The 20,617-nt window shown below is 74.7% G+C and carries 13 protein-coding genes; 4 read left to right on the plus strand and 9 right to left on the minus strand.

Features of this window, described 5'->3' with window-relative positions:
• Nucleotides 1-53: 53 nt before the first annotated feature.
• Both WMF24_RS14350 and WMF24_RS14355 read right to left on the minus strand, forming a co-directional pair.
• Nucleotides 54-1,301, minus strand: coding sequence for a serine/threonine-protein kinase (locus WMF24_RS14350; RefSeq protein ID WP_437736958.1), 1,248 nt, complete (start codon nucleotides 1,299-1,301; stop codon nucleotides 54-56).
• 259 nt (nucleotides 1,302-1,560) lie between these two features.
• Nucleotides 1,561-2,214, minus strand: coding sequence for a Uma2 family endonuclease (locus WMF24_RS14355; RefSeq protein WP_437738806.1), 654 nt, complete (start codon nucleotides 2,212-2,214; stop codon nucleotides 1,561-1,563).
• A gap of 125 nt (nucleotides 2,215-2,339) precedes the next feature.
• Between WMF24_RS14355 and WMF24_RS14360 the strand changes: the two genes are divergently transcribed.
• From WMF24_RS14360 to WMF24_RS14370, 3 genes are all read left to right on the plus strand, one after another.
• A complete protein-coding gene (locus tag WMF24_RS14360; protein WP_437736959.1) occupies nucleotides 2,340-6,896 on the plus strand; it encodes a DEAD/DEAH box helicase in 4,557 nt (1,518 codons plus the stop codon).
• A gap of 445 nt (nucleotides 6,897-7,341) precedes the next feature.
• Nucleotides 7,342-8,568 (plus strand): efflux RND transporter periplasmic adaptor subunit, encoded by a 1,227-nt coding sequence (locus tag WMF24_RS14365; RefSeq protein WP_437736960.1) that lies wholly within the window; start codon nucleotides 7,342-7,344, stop codon nucleotides 8,566-8,568.
• The gene (locus tag WMF24_RS14370; RefSeq protein WP_437736961.1) at nucleotides 8,569-11,868 is read left to right on the plus strand and encodes an efflux RND transporter permease subunit; all 3,300 of its coding nucleotides are present in this window, start codon (nucleotides 8,569-8,571) and stop codon (nucleotides 11,866-11,868) included.
• A gap of 64 nt (nucleotides 11,869-11,932) precedes the next feature.
• On the opposite strand, the gene WMF24_RS14375 is transcribed toward WMF24_RS14370, so the two are convergent.
• The 3 genes from WMF24_RS14375 to epmA all read right to left on the minus strand — a co-directional run bounded on the left by WMF24_RS14375 (nucleotide 11,933) and on the right by epmA (nucleotide 14,244).
• Nucleotides 11,933-12,325 (minus strand): DUF423 domain-containing protein, encoded by a 393-nt coding sequence (locus tag WMF24_RS14375; RefSeq protein ID WP_437736962.1) that lies wholly within the window; start codon nucleotides 12,323-12,325, stop codon nucleotides 11,933-11,935.
• An 84-nt stretch (nucleotides 12,326-12,409) separates the two neighbouring features.
• A complete protein-coding gene (locus WMF24_RS14380; RefSeq protein WP_437736963.1) occupies nucleotides 12,410-12,961 on the minus strand; it encodes a hypothetical protein in 552 nt (183 codons plus the stop codon).
• Entirely contained in the window at nucleotides 12,958-14,244 is a 1,287-nt protein-coding gene (epmA, locus tag WMF24_RS14385) for an EF-P lysine aminoacylase EpmA (RefSeq protein WP_437736964.1), read from the minus strand. The genes WMF24_RS14380 and epmA overlap by 4 nt, the downstream gene beginning before the upstream one ends.
• Nucleotides 14,245-14,467: 223 nt before the next feature.
• Between epmA and WMF24_RS14390 the strand changes: the two genes are divergently transcribed.
• On the plus strand, nucleotides 14,468-16,750 hold the full coding sequence (locus WMF24_RS14390) for an MYXO-CTERM sorting domain-containing protein (RefSeq protein WP_437736965.1): 2,283 nt from the start codon (nucleotides 14,468-14,470) through the stop codon (nucleotides 16,748-16,750).
• Between the two features lie 2 nt (nucleotides 16,751-16,752).
• On the opposite strand, the gene WMF24_RS14395 is transcribed toward WMF24_RS14390, so the two are convergent.
• From WMF24_RS14395 to hisA, 4 genes are read right to left on the minus strand one after another with little or no spacing between them, the layout of a single operon-like run.
• Nucleotides 16,753-17,256, minus strand: coding sequence for a hypothetical protein (locus tag WMF24_RS14395; protein WP_437736966.1), 504 nt, complete (start codon nucleotides 17,254-17,256; stop codon nucleotides 16,753-16,755).
• A 44-nt stretch (nucleotides 17,257-17,300) separates the two neighbouring features.
• Nucleotides 17,301-17,957, minus strand: a complete 657-nt coding sequence (pgsA, locus tag WMF24_RS14400; RefSeq protein WP_437736967.1) for a CDP-diacylglycerol--glycerol-3-phosphate 3-phosphatidyltransferase — start codon at nucleotides 17,955-17,957, stop codon at nucleotides 17,301-17,303.
• Nucleotides 17,947-19,728, minus strand: a complete 1,782-nt coding sequence (locus WMF24_RS14405; protein WP_437736968.1) for a tetratricopeptide repeat protein — start codon at nucleotides 19,726-19,728, stop codon at nucleotides 17,947-17,949. The genes pgsA and WMF24_RS14405 overlap by 11 nt, the downstream gene beginning before the upstream one ends.
• A gap of 37 nt (nucleotides 19,729-19,765) precedes the next feature.
• Nucleotides 19,766-20,491: a 1-(5-phosphoribosyl)-5-[(5-phosphoribosylamino)methylideneamino]imidazole-4-carboxamide isomerase gene (gene hisA, locus WMF24_RS14410; RefSeq protein ID WP_437736969.1), complete on the minus strand. Its 726-nt coding sequence runs from the start codon at nucleotides 20,489-20,491 to the stop codon at nucleotides 19,766-19,768.
• Nucleotides 20,492-20,617: the final 126 nt, after the last annotated feature.

Consider the following 20,617-nt stretch of genomic DNA (forward strand, 5'->3'; position numbering starts at 1 on the left):
GGCGGCCGCGGCGCTCAGCGCCGGGGGGGTCGCCTGACCGGCGGCCGCGGCGCTCAGCGTCGCGCGGGGTGAGAGCCGGGCGCGCCCGCGTCCGGCGGCTCCTCGCACCACTCGACAGCGATCGAGTCCTCCCTCGCGCTGGCCGGGCCCTTCGCGGCGGGGCCCTTCGCGCTGGCCGGGCCCCTGGCGCTCGCCGGGCCCTCCCACTCGGTGGTGACCGCGTCCACGCTCAGCGGCGGCTCGTCGCTCCACTCGACGGCGATGGTGTCGACGACGGTCGGGCTGCTCGCCGGGGCCCTGGGGATCGTGGCGGGCCCGGCGTCCTCGTGGGGGCCGGCCGGCGCCTCTCGCCCGTGGAGCGTGATCGCGTCCGGATCGAGCGCGTGCGCGAACCGCGACGCGTACGGTGGCGGCTCGCCGCGCAGCAGGGCGTGCACGTCCTCGAGCATGCGGCGCGCGTCGGGGTAGCGCTGGTCGCGGTCGAAGGCGAGCGCGCGGTCGACGACGAGGCACACGTCGCGCGGCGTGCGCGGCGCGCGCTGGGCGAGCGGCGGCGCCGGCTCCCGGCCCATCTTCAGCAGGAGATCGAAGTCGGTGCTCGCCTCGTGCACGTGGCGGCCGGCGATCAGGCGGAACATCGTGGCGCCGATCGCGAACAGGTCGGCGCGCGCGTCGATGTCGCGCCCCTTCGCCTGCTCCGGCGGCATGTACGGCGTCGTGCCGAGCACGATGCCCATCCGCGTGAGCTCGCCCTGGAGGCTGGAGTCCTGGCGGATGCGCGCGAGCCCGAAGTCGAGCACCTTGATGCGCGGGCCGAGGCCGGGCAGGGGCGTGGTCCCCGGGTCGTCCCGGACGACGTACAGGTTGGCCGGCTTGATGTCGCGGTGGATGATCCCCTGCGCGTGCGCCGCGTCGAGGGTGTCGAGCACCTGCGCGGTGGAGCGGAGCACCTCGGCGAGCGGGACGCCGCCGAGGCGGCGCTCGCGCTCGGCGAGCGACTCGCCCTCGAGCAGCTCCATGACGAGGAACGGCGCGCCGTCCTCGGCGACGTCGATGTCGCGGATCTCGACGGCGCCCGGGTGGTGGAAGCGGTTCGCGGCCTGCGCCTCGCGCTCGAACCGGTCGCAGATCTCCTTCGATTTCGCCGCCTGCGGGTGCAGGATCTTGAGCGCGTCGCGGCGCCCGATCCGGTGGACGCCGACGTAGACCGCGGCCATCCCGCCCGCGCCGAGCAGCCGCTCCAGCGTCCACTTGTTGCGGATCGTGGTCCCCACGCGTCGTGAGGCGGTGTCGCTGCTCATGGAATCCTCGCGCTCATGGAAGCGGCGCCGCCGCACGCGGTCAACGAGCATGCGAGGGGCCGGCAGCGCTCGAACGGTACGGAGGCGGCACGGAGGCGGCACGGAGGCGGCACGGCGGCGGCACGGAGGGCGGCACGGCGGCGGCACGGCGGCGGCACGGCGGCGGCACGGAGGGCGGCACGGCGGCGGGGGCTCGCGCGCGGCGAGCGGGCGCGGGGCGCGCCGGGACCGGATCGATCGACGATCCGCCGGTGCGCCGTTATTCGGAGCGCTGCTCGACGAGCGGCGCCTCGCCGGACTCGGGGCCGAGCCGCTCGACCTCGCCCCAGAGATCGTCGAGGTCGAGCGTGAGCCCCTCGAGGCCAGGGACGCCGGAGACCGCGCCGACCGCGGCGGCGCGCGCGTGCACGTAGCGGCCGTCCGCGCCGAGCTCGAGGAGATCGAGCGTGGCCGCCTGCGGGTCGATGAGCCAGTACCAGCGCACCCCGAAGCGCGCGTACTCGTGCAGCTTCTCCACGCGGTCGCGGCGCGCGTCGCGCGGCGAGGGCGAGATCACCTCGACGACGATGTCGGGCGGGGCGTGGATGACGCCGCGGCGCGGCGGCTTGCGGCTCCCGGGCAGGTACGCGGAGGCGTCGGGCTTCCGGCCGGTGGAGGACGCCACGGCGAACTTCGCGTCGGAGCCCAGCACGAGCCCGCCCCGCGGGATCAGCCAGAGCCGGAGCACGCCGATGACCCAGGTCACGATGACCTCGTGAACCGCGTCGGGCACCTCTTCCTCCGCGAGAAGGCCGTCGACGAGCTCGCCCGGCTCGTCTTCCGGCAGGCTGGCCCAGTCGGCGAGGGTCAGCCTCCGCCTGGCCTCCGCCTGGCTGGCCGCGCTGTGCCCGATCTCGACCGCGACTTGCACCATCACGACGGTGTCCAGCGTAGCACGCCGGCCGCGGGCTTCCGTCGGGCATCGCCGGGATCCGCGGCCGCCCGGCGCCGGCGGCCTCCCGCTTCCTCCCCACGGCCGCGCCGGCTACCCTCGGCGGGATGTTTCACCCCGTCGTCGACCGGTGGTTCCGCGGGCGCTTCGGCGCCCCCGCGCCCGCGCAGGAGCGCGCCTGGCCGGTCATCGCGGCCGGCCGCGACACCCTGATCAGCGCGCCGACAGGCGCCGGCAAGACGCTCGCGGCGTTCCTCTTCTGCCTCGACCGGCTCGTCCGCGACGCGGCGCGGGGCGCCCTCGAGGACCGCACGGACGTCCTCTACATCTCGCCCCTGAAGGCGCTCTCCCACGACGTCCACCGCAACCTGGAGCAGCCGATCGCGGAGATCTCCGCGGCCATGCAGGAGGCCGGCCTCGCCGCGCCGGGCATCCGGGCCGTCGTGCGGACGGGCGACAGCCCCGCGCAGGAGCGGCGCGCCATGGCCGCGCGGCCGCCGCACGTGCTGGTCACGACGCCGGAGTCGGCGTTCATCCTGCTCACGAGCGAGTCGGGCCGGCGCGCGCTCGCGGGCGTGCGCACCGTGATCCTCGACGAGGTCCACGCCGTCGCCGCCGACAAGCGCGGCGCCCACCTCGCCCTCACGCTCGAGCGGCTCGAGGACCTCGTCGTGAGCCGCGGCGGCGCCCGGCCGCAGCGCGTGGGCCTCAGCGCCACCGTCCGGCCGATCGAGATCGCCGCGCGGCTCGTCGCCGGCGCGCGCGCGCTGCCCGAGATCGTCGACGTCGGGCAGCGGCGGGACCTCGACCTCGCCGTCGAGGTGCCCCGCGACGAGCTCGGCGCGGTCTGCACGAACGAGCAGTGGGCCGAGATCTACGACCGCATCGCCGCGCTCGCGGAGGGGGCGCGGTCGACCCTCGTCTTCGTCAACACGCGCCGGCTCGTCGAGCGGGTCGCGCACGCGCTCGCCGAGCGGCTCGGCGAGGACGTCGTGGCGGCCCACCACGGCAGCCTCTCGCGGGCCCGGCGGCTCTCGGCCGAGCGGCGGCTCAAGGCGGGGGAGCTCCGCGTCGTCGTCGCGACGGCGTCGCTCGAGCTCGGCATCGACGTGGGCGCCGTCGACCTCGCCTGCCTCGTGGGCTCGCCGCGGTCGATCAACGTCGCGCTCCAGCGCATCGGCCGATCGGGCCACGCGCTCGCCGCGACGCCCCGCGGGCGGCTCTTCCCGCTGACGCGCGACCAGCTCGTCGAGTGCGCGGCGATCGTGCGCGCGGCGCGGCGCGGCGAGCTCGATCGGATGACGTCGCGCGAGGGGCCGCTCGACGTGCTCGCGCAGCAGATCATCGCCGCGTGCGCGTGCGAGGAGCGGGACGAGGACGGGCTCTACGAGCTCGTCCGCCGGGCCGCGCCGTACGAGGGCCTGTCGCGCCGCGACTTCGACGCGGTCGTGGCGATGGTGTCGGGCGGCGCCGCGTCCGCCGCGGAGGAGGGCGCCTCGGCGGCGCGGGGCGCGCGGCAGCGGGCCGGGTCGCTCGTCTACCGCGACGCGATCGGCGGCCGGCTGCGCGGGCGGCGCGGGGCGCGGCTCGCGGCGCTCACCTCGGGCGGGGCGATCCCGGACATCGCGGCCGTCGACGTGGTGCTCCAGCCCGACGGCACGAAGGTCGGCACGCTCGACGAGGACTTCGCGATCGAGTCGTCCGCGGGCGACGTGTTCCTGCTGGGCAACACGTCGTGGCGCGTGCTCCGGCTGGAGGGCGGGCAGATGTGGGTCGAGGACGCGCACGGCGCCGCGCCCACCGTGCCGTTCTGGCTTGGCGAGGCGCCGGCGCGCACGCCGGAGCTGTCGGCCGAGGTCGCCGCGCTGCGCGCCGAGGTCGCCGCGCGCCTCGACGAGGAGCGGGCCGAGGGCGCGGCGGCGCGGCAGGGCGGCGCGCAGCGGGGCCAGGGCGGCGGCGAGGAGGCGCGCGCGGCGCGGTCGACGGCGGCGCGGTGGCTCATGGAGGAGTGCGCGCTCGACGCGCGCGGGGCGCTGCTCGTGCGCGACTACATCGAGGCGGGGCGCGCGGCGCTCGGCGCCGTGCCAGGCGGCGCGACCGTCGTCGTCGAGCGCTTCTTCGACGAGGCGGGGGGGCAGCAGATCGTCGTCCACACGCCGCTCGGCGGCCGCGTGAACCGCGCGCTCGGGCTCGCGCTCCGCAAGCGCTTCTGCCGGTCGTTCGACTTCGAGCTCCAGGCGGCGGCGACCGACGACGGCGTGCTGCTCTCGCTGTCCGCGGAGCACGGCTTGCCGATCGAGGAGGTGCTCGATCTCGTCCGCCCCGAGGGCCTCGAGGAGGTGCTCGTCCAGGCGGCGCTCCAGGGCCCGATGTTCCGCACGCGCTTCCGCTGGGCCGCGTCGCGCGCGCTCGCGCTGCTGCGCTTCCGGGGCGGGCGGCGGGTGCCGCCGGCGCTCCAGCGCATGCGCGCGGACGATCTCTTGCTCTCGGTCTTCCCCGAGCAGCAGGGCTGCCAGGACAACCACGGGATCTTCGCGCACATCGAGCCGCCGGATCACCCGCTCGTGCGCGAGGCGCTGCGCGACTGCCTCGTCGAGCTGATGGACGTCGAGGGGCTGCGCGCGCTGCTCGTCGGCCTGCGGAGCGGCGCGATCCGGGTCGTCGCGCTCGACACGCCGGAGCCGAGCGTCTTCTCGCACGAGATCCTGAACGCGAACCCCTACGCGTTCCTCGACGACGCCCCGCTGGAGGAGCGGCGCGCGCGCGCCGTCCGGGTGCGGCGCGGGCTGCCGGCGGAGGTCGCCGAGCGGCTCGGCGGGCTCGCTCCGGAGGTCATCGCCGAGGTGGTCGCCGAGGCGCGTCCGGGCGTGCGCGACGCGGACGAGCTGCACGAGCTCTTGCTCGACCGGGTGGCGCTCCCCGCGGAGGAGGGCGTCCGGAGCGGCTTCGCGCGGCTCTTCGAGGCGCTCTGCGCCGCCGGGAGGGCCGCGGAGGTGCGCGCGCCGGCGGACGGCGCCGGCGCGTCGGCGGGCGGGGGCGGCGCGACGGCGGGCGGGGGCGGCGTCGACGCGCCGCGCGCGCCGCGCTGGGTCGCGACCGAACGGCGGCCCCTGGTCGAGGCGATCTGGCCGGAGGCCGTCTTCGCGCCGGACGTCGCGGTGCCGCCCGCCCTGCGCGCGGCGGACGGGGCCGATCGCGGCGCCGCGATCACGGCGCTCGTGCGCGGCTTCCTGAGCGCCGCGGGGCCGGTGTCGACCGGGGAGCTCGCGCGCCGGCTCGACGTGCCCGTCCACGAGGCGCTGTCCGCGCTCGCGCGGATCGAGCTCGCGGGCGGCGCGCTGCGCGGCCGCTTCCGGTCGAGCGCGCCGGCGGGGACGCCGCGCGCCGGCGCGGGCGAGGCGGACGCGCCGGGCGCTCAGGGCGCGCCGGAAGCTTCCGGCGCGCCGGGGGCGCCGGGCGATTCGTCCGATCTGTCCATCGAGTGGTGCGACCGCCGCCTCCTCGCCCGCATCCACCGCCGCACGGTCACCGGCCTTCGCAAGGCGATCGAGCCGGCGACCGCGGCGGAGCTCATCCGGTTCCTGCTCGGGTGGCAGGGCGTGCGGCCCGGAACGCAGGCGCGCGGGCCCGGGGGGCTGGGGCGCGTGATCGAGCAGCTCCAGGGCTTCGAGCTCGCCGCCGGGGCGTGGGAGCGGGAGGTGCTTCCCGCCCGCGTGGCGGGGTACGACGAGGGGCTGCTCGACGCGCTGTGCCTGTCCGGCGAGGTGGCCTGGGGCCGCGTGGTCCCGCGGGAGGCGGGCGCGCCCACGCGCGCGGCGCCGATCACGCTGGCGCTGCGCCGCGACCTGCCGTGGCTCCTCGCGCCGCGCGAGCCCGAGGGAGAGCCGCCGCCGGCGTCGCTCTCCGAGCCGGCGCAGGGCGTGCTGTCGTTCCTGTCGCGCGCGGGCGCGTCGTTCTTCGACGACATCGTCGCGGGCGCGGGCCGCTCGCGCGCCGAGGTCGAGGAGGCGCTCTGGGAGCTCGTCGCCGCCGGCCTCGTGACCGGCGACGGCTTCGCGGCCCTGCGCTCGCTGCTCGGCGGCGGCGGGGGCGCGGCCGTCGCCCTGGGCGCCGGGCGGCTGCGGGGCGGAGGGCGCCGGGCGGGCCCGGTCGCATCGGGGCGATGGTCGCTCCTCCGGCCGCGCCCGGACGCGCCCGCGCCGGCCGCAGGCGCCGCCGGCGAGGCGGCCGAGGGGCCCGACGTCGTCGAGGCGCTCGCGCTCCAGTACCTCCGCCGCTACGGCGTGGTCTGCCGCGAGCTGCTCGCGCGCGAGCCGCGGCCGCCGGCGTGGCGCGACCTGCTCCGGGTCTACCGGCGGCTCGAGATGGCGGGGGAGCTCAGGGGCGGGCACCTCATCGCCGGCTTCGTCGGCGAGCACTTCGCGCTCCCCGAGGCGCTCGACGCGCTCCGCGCCGTCCGGCGCGAGCCGCCGTCGGGCGAGATCGTCCAGCTGTGCGCGTGCGATCCGCTGAACCTCGTCGGCATCGTGACGCCGGGGCCGCGCATCCCGGCCGTGCTCGGCAACGTGGTCATCTACCGGGACGGCGTGCCGCTCCTGCCGCTCGCGGCGGCGCCGGGCGAGCGGCCGCGCGCGGTGGCCGCCGTCTCCGGCGCGGCGATGTGACCTCTCCGCGAGAACAGGGCCTCACCACCGTCATCCCGGTGAGCGCCACAGAGGCTGTGTCACGCCGCCAACCGGCGCGGGCGCCGCGCGCCCTCGGCAGAGACGTGGCGTCGATTTCGCCTCTGTACTCGCGCCATGCCATCACGCCACCTCGCCACGTGTCGTCGCGATTCGGTCGCTCGTGTCCTCGCGATGCTCTCGGCCGTCACGTTGCCCTGGACACCACGTCATCGCTCTTCACCTCCGGCTCCATGCGCGGCACGGTGCCCGTGAGCGTCGACGCGCGCGTTGCGCCCGAGGGCTGATGCGTCAATATCGTCGTCCAACAACGCGCTCGGGGGGGCGTTCCTTGTCATCCGAGGCCACCAGCATGTGGACTGCCCGCCCCGCGCTTCGACTTCCGCCCACATCCCCGCGCCGCGCCCCGATCCGCACCTCAGGCCACGTGAAGGTGCCGTGGACGGTGTGGGCCGCGCTCCTGGCCGTGTTGCAGTGTCTCGGGTGCGGCAAGGGTGCATCGGCTGAGCCCGGCGGCTCGAAGGCCGAGTCTGGTGGCAAGGCGGACAAGGCTGCGCCCGACGCCAAGGAGGTGACGCTGGCCCCCGTGACGGAGCTCGTCGTCGAACGGACCATCGACATCTCGGGGACGCTCGACGCCGATGAGCAGGTGACGGTCGGGGCCAAGGTGCCTGGCCGGCTCGCGTCGATCTCGGTCGATCTCGCGAGCCCCGTCCAGCGCGATCAGGTCATCGCCAAGATCGAGACGAGGGACTACGAGCTGCGGATCGAGCAGGCCGCGGCCGCGCTGGCGCAGAGCCGCGCCCAGCTCGGGTTGCCTCCGGACGGGCCTGACGGGGAGCTCGACGTCGAGGGCACGGCCGTCGTGCGGGAGGCCCTCGCGACGTGGAAGCAGGCGCAGGCGAACCAGGTCCGCGCGCGGAGCCTCGCCAGGGAAGGGCTGATGTCGGGCATGGACCTCGACGCGGCCGAGGCGGAGGCGGTCCGCGCCGAGACGGCCGTGCAGTCCGCCCGCGAGGAGGTGCGCATCCGTCAGGCGACGGTGCGCCAGCGGCAATCCGAGCTGCGCATGGCGCGGCAGCAGCTCGCGGACGCCGTTGTGCGGTCGCCGATCGACGGCGTCGTCCAGGTGCGGCGGGCGAGCGTTGGCCAGTTCCTCGCCGCAGGGGCGCCTGTCGCGGACATCGTGCGCATCGATCCGCTGCGGCTGCGCGTGGCCATCCCGGAGACCGAGGCGGCCGGCGTGCGCGCCGGGCAGCAGGTGCGCGTCACCGTCCCGGGGGACGGCGCCGTCCACGCGGGGACGGTCGCGCGCCTCGCGCCCGCGATCGACCCGCAGAGCCGCACGCTGCTCGTGGAGAGCGACATCAAGAACCCAGGGCACCTGCGGCCGGGCAGCCTCGTCACGGCGCAGATCATCGTGGACTCCAGGCCGGCGCCGTCCGTGCCCGCGACCGCCATCGTCCGGTTCGCCGGCCTCTCGAAGGTGATCACGGTCGAGGACGGCAAGGCGAAGGAGAAGCAGGTCGTCACGGGGAAGACCGCGGGAGATCGCGTCGAGATCGTCTCCGGCCTCGCGGTGGGCGAGTCGGTCGTCGCCCGCCCCGGCTCGCTCCAGCAAGGGCAGCCGGTGCGCGTGGTGGAGGGGAGCTAGATGCAAACGCTCGCCAGGATCTGCATCCAGCGGCCCGTGTTCGCCGCGATGCTGGGGCTCGCCCTCATCGTCGTCGGCGCCGTGGCGTACTTCCGGCTGGGCGTGGATCGCTTCCCCGCGGTGGACCTGCCGACGGTCTCGGTGCGCACCACGCTCCCCGGCGGCGCGCCCGAGGACGTCGAGGCGGAGATCACCGAGGAGATCGAGGAGGCGGTCAACACGGTCGAGGGCATCACCGAGCTCCGCTCGATCTCGTCGAGCGGCAGCTCCGTCGTCATCGCCACCTTCAACCTCGACCGGGACGTCGACTCGGCCGCGCAGGACGTGCGCGACCGCGTGCAGGCGGCGCTGCGCAGCCTGCCCGTGGGCACCGATCCGCCCATCATCGCGAAGCAGGACAACGACTCGACCCCCGTGATGACGATCGCCCTCTCCGCCGATCGCTCGATCCGGGAGCTCACCGAGATCGCGGACAAGCTCGTGCGCGTGCAGCTCGAGCGCTCGTCGGGCGTCGGCGAGGTGCGCGTCGTGGGCGGGCAGGAGCGCGCGATCAAGATCTGGCTCGACGCCGATCGCCTCGCCGCCTACGGCCTCCCTGTCACCGCCGTCCGCGAGGCCATCGCCCAGCAGAACGCGAACATCCCCGCCGGCAACGTCACCGGCAAGGAGGAAGAGCGGACGCTGCGCACGATGGGCCGCCTCGGGAACGCGGGCGACTTCAACAACCTCGTCGTCGCCAGCGTCGACGGCAGGCCCATCCGGGTGCGCGACATCGGCCGCGCCGAGGACGGCACCTACGAGCAGCGGTCGCTCGCGCGCCTCGACGGCAAGCCCACCGTCGTCCTCGACGTCGTGCGGCAGTCGGGCGCCAACACGGTCGCGGTGATCGAGGCCGTGAAGGCGAACGTGGCGAAGCTCTCCGACCAGCTCCCGGCGGACGTGAAGCTCGAGGTGATCCGCGATCAGTCGGGCTACATCTACACGGCGCTGCACGAGATCAACGTCCACCTCGTCCTCGGCAGCTTCCTCGCGTGCGCGGTCGTGCTGCTGTTCATGAGGTCGTGGCGATCCACGATCATCGCGGGGGTCGCCATCCCGACGTCGGTCGTCGCGACGTTCGGCATGATGTGGGCGCTCGACTTCACGCTGAACAGCGTGACGATGCTGGCGCTCGTCTTGATGGTCGGCATCGTCATCGACGACGCCATCGTCGTCCTCGAGAACATCTTCCGCTTCGTCGAGGAGAAGAAGATGGACTCCTTCGAGGCGGCGCGGGCCGCCACGCAGGAGATCGGCCTCGCCGTGCTCGCGACGACGCTGTCGCTCGTCGTCATCTTCGTCCCCGTGTCGTTCATGTCGTCGATCTCGGGGCGGTTCCTGTTCCAGTTCGGGATCACGGCCACCGTCGCGATCCTCGTGAGCTTGCTCGTCAGCTTCTCGCTGACGCCGATGATGAGCGCGCGCCTGCTCCGCAAGGAGGCGAGCCGCGCGCACGAGGCGGGGGCGGCGGGCGGCGAGGTGAAGACGCGCCAGGGCTTCTACGGCCGGCTCGAGGCCCGGTACACGGGCGCCCTCGCGTTCGCGATGCGGCACCGCGCGCTCGTCGCCGTCTCCGCGCTCCTCGTCACGGCGTCCGCGGCGCCGCTCTACGGGCTCGTCAAGCAGGAGTACATCCCGTCGGGCGCGGACGACGCGGAGTTCGAGATCCGCGTCTCGGCCCCGCTCAGCGCGAGCATCGGCGCGATGGACGACGTGATGCGGCAGATCAGCGACGATGTCCGCAGCGTGCGGGGGGTGCGCAGCGTGCTCGCCACGGCGGGCGGCGGCTTCATCGGCGGCGTCAGCTCGGGCGAGGCGTTCGTCCGGATCGCGCCGCACGACGAGCGCACGTTCTCCCTGACGCGGCTGTTCCGGGAGACGATCTCGGGCAACCCGCTCCGCGCGTTCAAGGACAACTACGCCCAGCGGGACGTGATGCAGGAGGTGCGGCGCAAGCTGCGCAAGTACACGGACCTCCGGATCTCGGTCCGCAACGTGCCGTCGTTCAACATCGGCGGCGGAAACTTCGAGATCGACTTCGCGATCCAGGGGCCGGACATCGAGGCGCTCGAGCGCTACGCGAACGAGCTCCGGGAGCGCTCCGCGCAGCTCGGCGGCATCGTCGACGCGGACGTGACGCTGAAGATCGACAGGCCCGAGCTCCGGGTGCTCATCGATCGCGAGCGCGCCGCGGCGCTCGGGGTGCGGACGGAGGACATCGCGGGCGCGCTGCGCCTGATGGTGGGCGGCGATCAGGAGGTGTCGCGCTTCCGCGACGAGGAGGCGAACGAGAACTACGACGTGCAGCTCCGGCTCCTCGAGGAGGATCGCGACGAGCTGTCGGCCGTCCGCCGGCTCTACGTGCCGCGGACGGTGCGCCCGTCCGCGGCGCAGCAGCCGGGCAGCGCCGGCGGCGCGACGGCGCCCGCGGCGGGGGCGCCGCTGCTCCGGGGCGACCTCGTGCGCCTCGACAACCTCGTGCGCATCGAGGAGGCGAAGAGCCCGTCGCGCATCGACCGGCTCGATCGCCAGCGGGTCTCGAGCCTGCGCGCGGGCGTGGCGCCCGGCTACGCGCTCGCCGACCGGCTGGAGGCGCTGCGCGGCGCCGCGCGCGAGATGGACATGCCCTCGGCGTACACGACGAGCGTGCGCGGCCGCGGCGCGGAGCTGGAGCGCACGTTCGGCGAGTTCATCTGGGCGTTCCTGCTCTCGATCGTGCTCATGTACATGATCCTCGCGTCGCAGTTCGAGAGCCTCGTTCACCCGATCACGATCCTGCTCTCGCTGCCGCTGTCGGTGCCGTTCGCGCTGCTGAGCCTGTGGGCGACAGGGAACACGCTGAACCTCTATTCGGCGCTCGGCTTCCTGGTCCTGTTCGGCGTGGTGAAGAAGAACTCGATCCTCCAGGTCGACCACATGAACAAGCTCCGCGCCGAGGGCATGCCGCGCGCGGAGGCGATCCTCCAGGCGAACCGCGATCGGCTCCGGCCCATCCTGATGACGACGCTGGCCCTCGTCGCGGGCATGCTGCCGCTCTGGCTGGGCACGGGCCCCGGGGCCGAGGAGCGCCACGCCATCGCTGTGGTGGTCATCGGCGGCCAGTCGCTCAGCCTGCTGCTCACGCTGATCGTCACGCCGGTCTCGTACTCGCTCCTCGACGACCTCGCGCACAGCGAGCGCTGGGGCCGTATCCAGGCCCGCATGGGCGCGCTCCGCGACCGGGCGGCCGCGCGGCTCGGCCGGCTGCGGCGGACGACGTGACGGCGCGCGGGGCGACCGACCGTCGGCCCCGCGCGATCGGGCCGGAGACCTCCTCCGGGGCCCGTCAGCCCTTCGCGATGCCGAGCGCCGCCACGACCACCGAGGCCCAGCCCACGAGCAGCAAGAGCCCGCCGAGCGGCGTGATCCCGCCGAGGGAGCGGAGGCCGGTCAGGGTCATCACGTAGAGGCTGCCGGAGAAGAGGAGCACGCCGCCCGCGAAGCAGAAGCCGGCGACGGTCGCCGCCGTCCCGCCGGTGCGCGCGGCGAGGTGCGCGGCGAGCGCGAGCGCGAGCGCGTGGGCGAGGTGGTACTGGGCGCCGGTCTGCCACCAGGACGCGCGCAGCGCGCCGTCCGGCAGCGCGTCCAGCCGCGCCTTGAGGCCGTGAGCGCCGAAGGCGCCGAGCGCCACAGCGAGGAACCCGTAGGCGCCCGAGAGGAGGAAGAACAGGCGTTCCATGGGGCGCGGAGCTTAGCCGATGGCCACGTCGCGTCACCGGGGACGGTGCCCCGGTCGCCGCGCGCCTGGCCAGCGCGGCGCGCCTCAGCCGCCCTGCGCCGCCCGCCGCGGGAAGATCGTCCCCCGGATCTCGGCGGCCGACGCGCCGGACGCCGCCGCCAGGCGGCCGAGGACGAGGCGGTTCAGCCGCCCGTCCGGCGGCGCCATGACCTCCAGCACGAACGCCGCGTCGACCGGCGCGCCGGCGTGCCTCGCCGCCCTCTCCGCGAGCGCCGCCGCCTCGGGGGCCGAGAGCTCCTCCCGCCGCGCCACGCGGATCTTCACGTAGAGCGCCGCCCGCATCAGCGTGTGGTAGCCGTGCATCCACGCCATCCAGCGCTCCTCCGGGCCCCCGGCGAGCGCCAGCGCGAGCGCCTCGCGCCGCCGCTCGATCTCGCCGAGGGAGAGGTTGTCGAGCTCGTTGAGCGCGCCGGGGAACTCCCCCGCGAGCGCGCGGAACACCTCCTTGCCCGGGATCGGCTCGCCGGCCGACCGCGCGCGCCGGAGCTCCGCGATCGCGCTGTACTTGCGGGCGAGCCGCGACAGCGCCTCCGGAGAGAGCCGCGCGCCGCCCTCGGGGTCCGCCGCGGAGGTCACAGCCAGCCGTGCGGGAACGCGAGCACGTCCCCGATCGACGCCGCGCCGAGGCACAGCGCGACGAGGCGATCGACCCCGAGCGCGTTGCCCGCCGCGGGCGGCATCCCCTCCTCGAGCGCGTCGAGGAAGCGCTCGTCGATCGGGTAGACGGGCTTGCCCTGGGCCGTCCGCGCCGCCTGGTCGGCGACGAGGCGCGCGCGCTGCTCCACCGGATCGGTCAGCTCGCCGAAGCCGTTGCACAGCTCGACGCCCCCGACGTACAGCTCGAACCGCTCGCACACCCGCGGATCGCCGGGCTTGAGCCGCGCGAGCGACGCGAACGGCGCCGGGAAATCGACGAGGAACACCGGGCGGGGCAGCGCCGCGAGCGCCGGCTCCACCACGTCGACGAGCAGCCGGAAGAAGCGCTCCTCGTCGCTCGACGCGAGCGCGATCGCGTCGTCGGCGGGCACGCCCGCCCAGCGCGCGAACGCCTCGCCGACCGTGATGCGCGGAAACGGCCGCTCCAGGCTCACCGCCCTGCCGGACGCCGAGATCGTGCCCTCCGCGCCGAGCGCGGCGGCGACGCGCTGTACGATCGCCTCCGTGTCGGACATCACCTCGTCCACACCCGCGAACGCGCGATACCACTCGAGCATCGTGAACTCCGGGTTGTGCCGGTCCCCGAGCTCCCCGCGCCGGAAGCAGCGCGCGAGCTGGAAGCAGCGCGGGACGCCGCCCGTGAGCAGGCGCTTCATCTGGTATTCCGGGCTCGTGATCAGGAATGTCGGGCGCGCCGCCTGCACCTCGAACGCGTCGAGGTGCAGATCGAGCCCGGGGGAGGGGACCATGCTCGGCGTCTCGACCTCGAGGAACCCGCGCTCGGCGAACAGCGCCCGGATCGCCGCGAGCGCCGCCGCGCGCCGCGCGAGCGCCGCGCCGCGCCCCCGGTGGATCGCGCGCTCGGTCTCGCTCGACGGCGGCGCCGCGGCGGCCGCGCGCCCGCGCGGCGGCCTCCGCGGCGCGATCCGCTCGACGACGCGCGCGGAGGCGAGCGCGCCGCCGGCCGGCGCCCCCTCGACGACCGCGAGATCGCCGACCTCGAGCGGCGCCGCGCCCGCGCCGTCCAGCGCGACGCGCAGCGCGCCGAGCGCGTCGCCGAGCACGACGGCGCCCTCCTCGACCTCGAGCACGCGGCCGCCGACGCGCACCCGCCCCGGCAGCGGCGCCCGCGCGGAGACAACGTCGCTCGGGGCGAACGTCTCGGGGAACCCGGTCGAGATGTTGGTTTCAGAGAGACCCACGAGGACCTGCGCCGGAGCTCACCGAGACATACCACGCATGTCCACCGAAGACGTCAGGCAAGGAGCCAACGACGGCCACAGATCCTCACGTTTCCGAGAGGGCGCCGCCTCGCGCCTCCTTGAAGACCCAACGTAACTCGATACGTTGGTCGCGCTCGTCGGTCCGGCCTCGCCGCGCCTCACGCGAGCGCAGCTTGCAGAAACCCAGCCGGAGAGAACAACCATGCGACGACAGCCCCTCTTGCTTCCGTTGACCGCGCTCGCAACCCTGGTCTCCGCGAGGACTGCCGTCGCGTCCGACTGGCATACGGTGCTGCCGGGCTCGCCCGCGGCGGCCTTCTCCGCGCGCAGCGCGGCGGCCCTTTCCGCTTCCGCGCGCAGCGCGGCGGGCGCGCGCGGGGCGGCGGAGACGTATCTGAAGCACGCCGCTGCCGAGCTCGGGCTTCACGGCGTCTCGCTGCGCTACGAGAAGGAGCTCCTCGCCGGAGCGCACCGCACCGTCCGGTTCGAGCAGTTCCACGCGGGGCTGCCGGTGCTCGGCGCCTCCGCGGCGGTCCGCGTCGCGCCGGACGGCCGCGTGACGGTCGTCGTGCTCGACGTGGCGCGGGACCTCTCGGTGCCGACGGCGCCGAAATACCGGGAGGATGCCGCGCGGAAGCTGGTCGAGGCGACGTACGGGATGACGCTGGCAGAGCGGCCGAGCGCGTCGCTCGCCGTGTTCCCCGAGGCGGAGACGCCCGGCAAGCTCGTCTGGGTCGTCGACGTCCGGTCCGAGCGCGGCGGGGATCGTTACCTCGTGGACGCGCACACCGGGAGCATCGTGCACCGGCGGCCGCTCGCGGTGGACGTGCGCGGGCGCGTTTACCCGATCAGCGCCGCGGTCACGCCCGAGGTCGAGGACCGCGAGCTGACCGATCTCGACGCCGCGGATCCGCAGAGGTTGCGCGGCTGGAGCGGCAACCTCGAGGTGACGAACTACGTGGACGGCGACCTCCTGTCCGGCGTCCCGCTCACCCTGGAGCAGCGCGTGGAGCCGAACTCGGGAGACGACTTCCTCTACAATCCCCCCACGGACGCCAGCGACGCGCACGACCAGTTCGCGCAGGTCGGCATCTATTACCACCTCACCCGGATGCGCGATTACTTCAGGTCGACGCATCAGCTCGACATGACGTCGCCCCGCTGGAAGGTCGTCGCGGTCGCCAACATGCTGGAGTCGGGCCGGCCGATGGACAACGCGTTCTACTCGCCGCAAGGCGTGGGGGCGCCCTTCAGCGCGCCGAACCTCATCGCCATCGGCCAGGGGTCGCGCTTCGACTTCTCGGACGACTCCGACGTGTTCCTCCACGAGTTCACTCATTACATCTCGTCCAACGCGGTCGGCTACAACGAGGGCCAGTTCGCGATCAACGAGTACGGCCTCTCCCCGTGGGGCGGCAGCATCGACGAGGGCCTCGCGGACTACTTCGCGTGCTCGGTGAACGGCGACCCGACGGTCGGCGAGGCGTCGCTCGAGCTCTTCGGGATGGAGCGCGATCTCTCGGACGACCAGAAGACGTGCCCTGACGATCTGTTCGGCGAGGTGCACGAGGACGGCGAGATGATCGGCAGCCTCGCGTGGGCGCTGCGCGAGAAGTTCGGTCAGGTGGTGGGCGACAGCCTGGTCTGGAGCGCCATGACGCTGCTGACGAGCAATGCCTCGCTCGACGACTTCGCCCGGGCGCTCCAGACGGCGGCCGGCGACCTCGTGAGCACCGGCGAGCTCTCGGCGGCGGACGCCGCCGCGGTCGACGCGATCATCAAGAGCCGTGGCCTGGACGACTGCGGTGAGGTGCTCGACCTGAGCGGCGGCAAGGCGCGCCGCACGCAGATGTTCGGCATCGACTCGCTGGCCCTGGGCACCGGGGCGACGTGCCAGGAGGCCCGCGGGCAGATCAGCCTCCAGAGCCTCTTCCACTTCAAGAGCACGCCGGACCCGACCGCCAAGGGCATCCGCTTCATCGCGCAGCTCCAGCCCGTCGGCGGTCGGGATCTCGAGTGGAACATCTACGTGAGGACCGCCCGCCACGTGGGCTTCTCGTCCACCGGCTTCCTGCCCGAGGCCACACTGTACGATTACAGTGTGAAGAAGATCACGAAGACGTACGAGGAGATCGTCATCGACGAGACCTCCGACCCGCCGTTCGACCCCGCGCAGACGTACTACATGGTGATCGGTCACGGGAACTGTCCGGCCAGCCTCCTGACCGTGGAGAGCGAGGACATCGGGGTCGAGCCGCCTGTCGAGCCGGTGGATCCCGTGGATCCGGTCGAGCCGGAGACCGGCTCGTCGGGCGCGACCCCGGGGCCGACGAAGTATCCGCCCGCGGGGCCGCGGGAGGAGGGGTGCGCGTGCCGGGCCGGCGCGCCGAGCGCGCCCGCCGCGCCGTGGGCTGCGCTCTCGGGGGCCGCGCTCGCCGCAGCGGCCGTGCTCAGGCGGCGCGTGCGCGCGCGGACGCTCGACTAGACTTAACGCCCGCCGGCGCCGCCGGTCCCACCGCCGGCGCCGCCGGTCCCACCGCCGGCGCCGCCGGTCCCACCGCCGGCGCCGCCGTCGCCACCACCCGCGCCGCCGTCGCCACCACCCGCGCCGCCGTCGCCACCACCCGCGCCGCCGGTGCCGCCGCCCGCGCCGCCGGTGCCGCCGCCCGCGCCACCGGTGCCGCCGCCCGCGCCGCCGGTGCCCGTCGCCGTCCCGGTGGTGCTGCTCGTGTTGCCGGTCGTCGGCTCCAGCGAGGGATCGCAGGCCTGGGTGATCACGCCGGGTCGGCAGCAGCGGTATTGCTGCTGCTGCTGGCCGATCGCCGTGCACTCGAGTCCGGCCGCGCAGTCCTCGCTGCGGTTCGCTATGTCGCAGGGCTCGCCCTCGCGCTGGTCGCTGCAGCTCGCGGCGGAGGCGAGGACGGCCGCGGCGAGCGCGGCCAGGAGGAGCGCGGGGCGCAGGGCGTTGCGCGACGTCTTCAGGGCTTTCACGCGCGCTGGTCTAGCAGAACCAGGCGAGCTTGCCTATCGCCCATCTACGGCGGAGGAGCCGCCCGGTTCTTGGCGTCGATCGCGTCGATGAACAGGCCCATGTACTGCGCCGCGCTCGTGATCGAGAAGATGAGCGACAGATAGATGAGCAGCCGCCCCACGTGCACCACGTCGACCTCGCCGAAGTCGACGCCGAGGTGGATATGGTACGGGTAGCCGAGGATCAGGCACACGATGCCGATCATCTGCAGCGCCGTCTTGATCTTCCCGCCGTCGCCCGCCGCGATGACGAGCCCCTCCGTCGACGCGATCGAGCGGAGCGCCGTGATCGTGATCTCGCGCGAGATGAGCAGCACCACCGCCCACGCCGGGATGCGGCCCATCGGGACCAGCCACACCAGCGTGCTGGCGACGATGAGCTTGTCGGCGAGCGGATCGAGGAACTTGCCGAGCACGCTCACGAGGCCCTGCCGCCGCGCGAGGTAGCCGTCGAGCATGTCCGTGAGCGCCGCGAGCGAGTAGACGCACGCGGCCCAGAAGCAGTCCCGCGGCGCGCCCCTCGAGAGCAGCAGCAGGACGGCCGGGATCATGATGATCCGGGCGAACGTGAGCAGGTTCGGGAGGTTCTTCGCGTCCTCCCAGAGCGTCCGCCGCCGCTGCGCCTTGATGCCCCGCAGGGACGTGTCCGCGCTAGCGACCATCGACGAGAACCATCCCCTCTCCACCGAACGTCACGAAGCCCTGCATCCCTCCGGGCGCCTCGGTGGCCGGCAGCGTGCGCGGCAGGAGCCGCCCCATCCACCCGAGCACCGAGGTCGCCCGCGTCGACGTCGGCCGCGACGGGGTGATCTCCAGCGCGGCCGCGCGCTCGGGCACCGACAGCACCGCATGGCCGCGGCCGCGGAGCTGCACCATCGCGACCGCCTCGCCGTCGCCGGCAGGCAGGCGGCCGTTCTCGTAGCCGATCGGCAGCTCGAAGCCGATGAGGACGTCCTCGCGCAGGTAGATCGGCTCCTCCCCGAGCGTCACGGCGTGGAGCCGCCGCCCCTCCGGCGCGCCGAGCACGAGCTCGCAGCGCCCGCCGATCTCGACGAACGGCGTGCTCGGCCCGCCGAGCGGCTCGTCGAAGATGCGGCCGCGCGCCTGCCGCTTCAGCACGTGCGTCGCGGTCCCCGAGTGCACGCTCATCGTGCGCAGCGCGTCGAGCCGGGCCACGAAGCCCTTGGCCGCCTGGACGAGGACGACGCCGGTCGCGTGCCGCGCGACCGCGACGTCGCGCGGGAAGGTGAGCATCCGCTCGCGCACGAGCCCGAGCAGCGTCTCCGGCGGCTGCGCAACGAGCGGCGCCGTGGCCGGCTGCGGTGTCGCGGGGGCCGCAGCGGGCGGCGGTAGCGACGACGATCGCCCGGCGACCCTCCTGCTCGCCAGCGCCGCCTCGCTCGTCGCGGGCACGGCGACCGAGAAGCGGCCCGTGAGGGAGGGCTCCTCCGGCGCGATCGAGCCGCGGACCGAGAAGCGGCCCGTGGGGGAGGGCTCCTCCGGCGCGACCGAGCCGCGGATCGAGAAGCGGCCCGTGGGGGAGGGCTCCTCCGGCGCGATCGAGCCGCGGCGCGCGCCGGGCTGCGCGCCCCCTGCGGGCGGCGCCTGCACCGCCGGCATCGACGGGACCGTCGGCGCCGCGCTGCCCCTCGGCCCGGGCGCTCTGTTCAGGCCCGCGGCGCCCGCGCGCCCGTCCGCCCCGAGGCTCCGGACCGACGGCGGCGCCGGGATGGTCGGCATCGTCTCGCGGCCCGGCTCGATCGCCGACCAGGTCCCGGACGGGATGCGCGGAAGATCCGAGTCGTGCCGGAAGCCCGCGCCGGCGCGGTCGAGCGCCTGCACCGCCTCGCCCGCGGCGCGCTGGACCTCGGCCCGCGCCTCGGCCTTGGCCTCGACCGGCGGCTGATCCTCGGTGTCCGGCGGCTCCATCGGGTACCTGCCCGTGCCGCCGCCCGTCATGTCGAGCAGGCGGCGCGCCATCGCGTCGTGGCCGCCCGCCGCGAACGCCTGGCTCGCGCGCTCGTAATCGCCCATGCGCTGGAACGCGAGCCCGAGATAACCCCAGGCGCGCTGGTGCCTCGGGTTCTGCTCGAGCGCCTTCTCGAGCTCGGCCCGCGCCTGCGCCGGCTGCCCGGTCTTGAGGTACGAGAGCGCGAGGTTGATGCGCGGCTCGACCGCCTCCGGGTGGGCCTGGATCAGCCGCTCGTAGATCGCGATCGCCCGCGGGTAGAGCCCGAGCCGGAAGTAGACGATGCCGAGGAGATCCTGCCCCTTTGGATCGCTCGGCTGGAGCGACAGGGCGCGCTCGAGCTCAGCCTTCGCGGCGTGGACCCGGTTGTCCTGCAGGAGCTCGCTGCCCCGGTGAAGGTGGAACAGGAACTCCTCCGCTGCGACTTCGCGGGTGGAAGGCCGGGGGTCGTCGCGCTCGGGCATCGTCGGCCGGATCGTACACGAAAACGCACACGCGCCGTCAGGCGCTCGCCGCCTCGATCGCCTCGGCGAGCGTGAACGCCCCCTCGTAGAGGGCGCGGCCCACGATCACGCCGCTGACGCCGGGGATCTGCGCGAGCGCTCGGAGGTGAGCGAGCGAGCCGACGCCGCCGGAGGCCAGCACCGGGAAGCCGCACGAGCCGGCGAGCTCGCGCGTGGCCTCCAGGTTGGGCCCGACCTGCGTCCCGTCGCGGGAGACGTCGGTGTAGAGGAGCGCGGCGATCGGGGAGCCGGCGAGCGCGCGGGCGACGTCGAGCGCCGTGACGGAGGAGACCTGCTCCCAGCCCTGCACGGCCACGCGCCCGTCCTTCGCGTCGACGGCGACGACGACGCGCCCGGGGAAGCGGCCGGCGAGGTCGCGCACGAGCGCGGGGTCGTTCACCGCGGCGGTCCCGAGCACGATGCGGTCGGCGCCGAGCGCGAGGTAGCTCTCGGCCGCGGCGGCCGAGCGGATGCCGCCGCCCACCTGCACGCTGCCGCCGTCCACGGCGAACGCCGCGATGATCGCGCGCACCGCGTCGGCCTGCACGGGCATGCCGGCCCGGGCTCCTTCCAGATCGACGACGTGGAGCCGATCGCAGGCGCGGCGGAGGCGTGCGGCGAGCGCCGCGGGGTCCTGGTCGTAGACGGTGACCTGATCGTAGCGTCCCTGGTGGAGGCGCACGGCCTGGCCTCCGAGAAGATCGATGGCGGGGATGAGCTGCACGCGGCGGGTCTAGCGCGCCTCTGCGCCCGCGGATAGGGGCGGCGAGGGCGGTCGGCGGCCGCGCGCGCCGCCGATCACGATGCCCGGCGCGCCGCTCATGATGCCCGGCGCGCCGCTCACCGCGCC

Origin of the sequence: Sorangium sp. So ce1335 (assembly GCF_051521615.1) — a bacterium.
GTDB lineage: Bacteria > Myxococcota_A > Polyangia > Polyangiales > Polyangiaceae > Sorangium.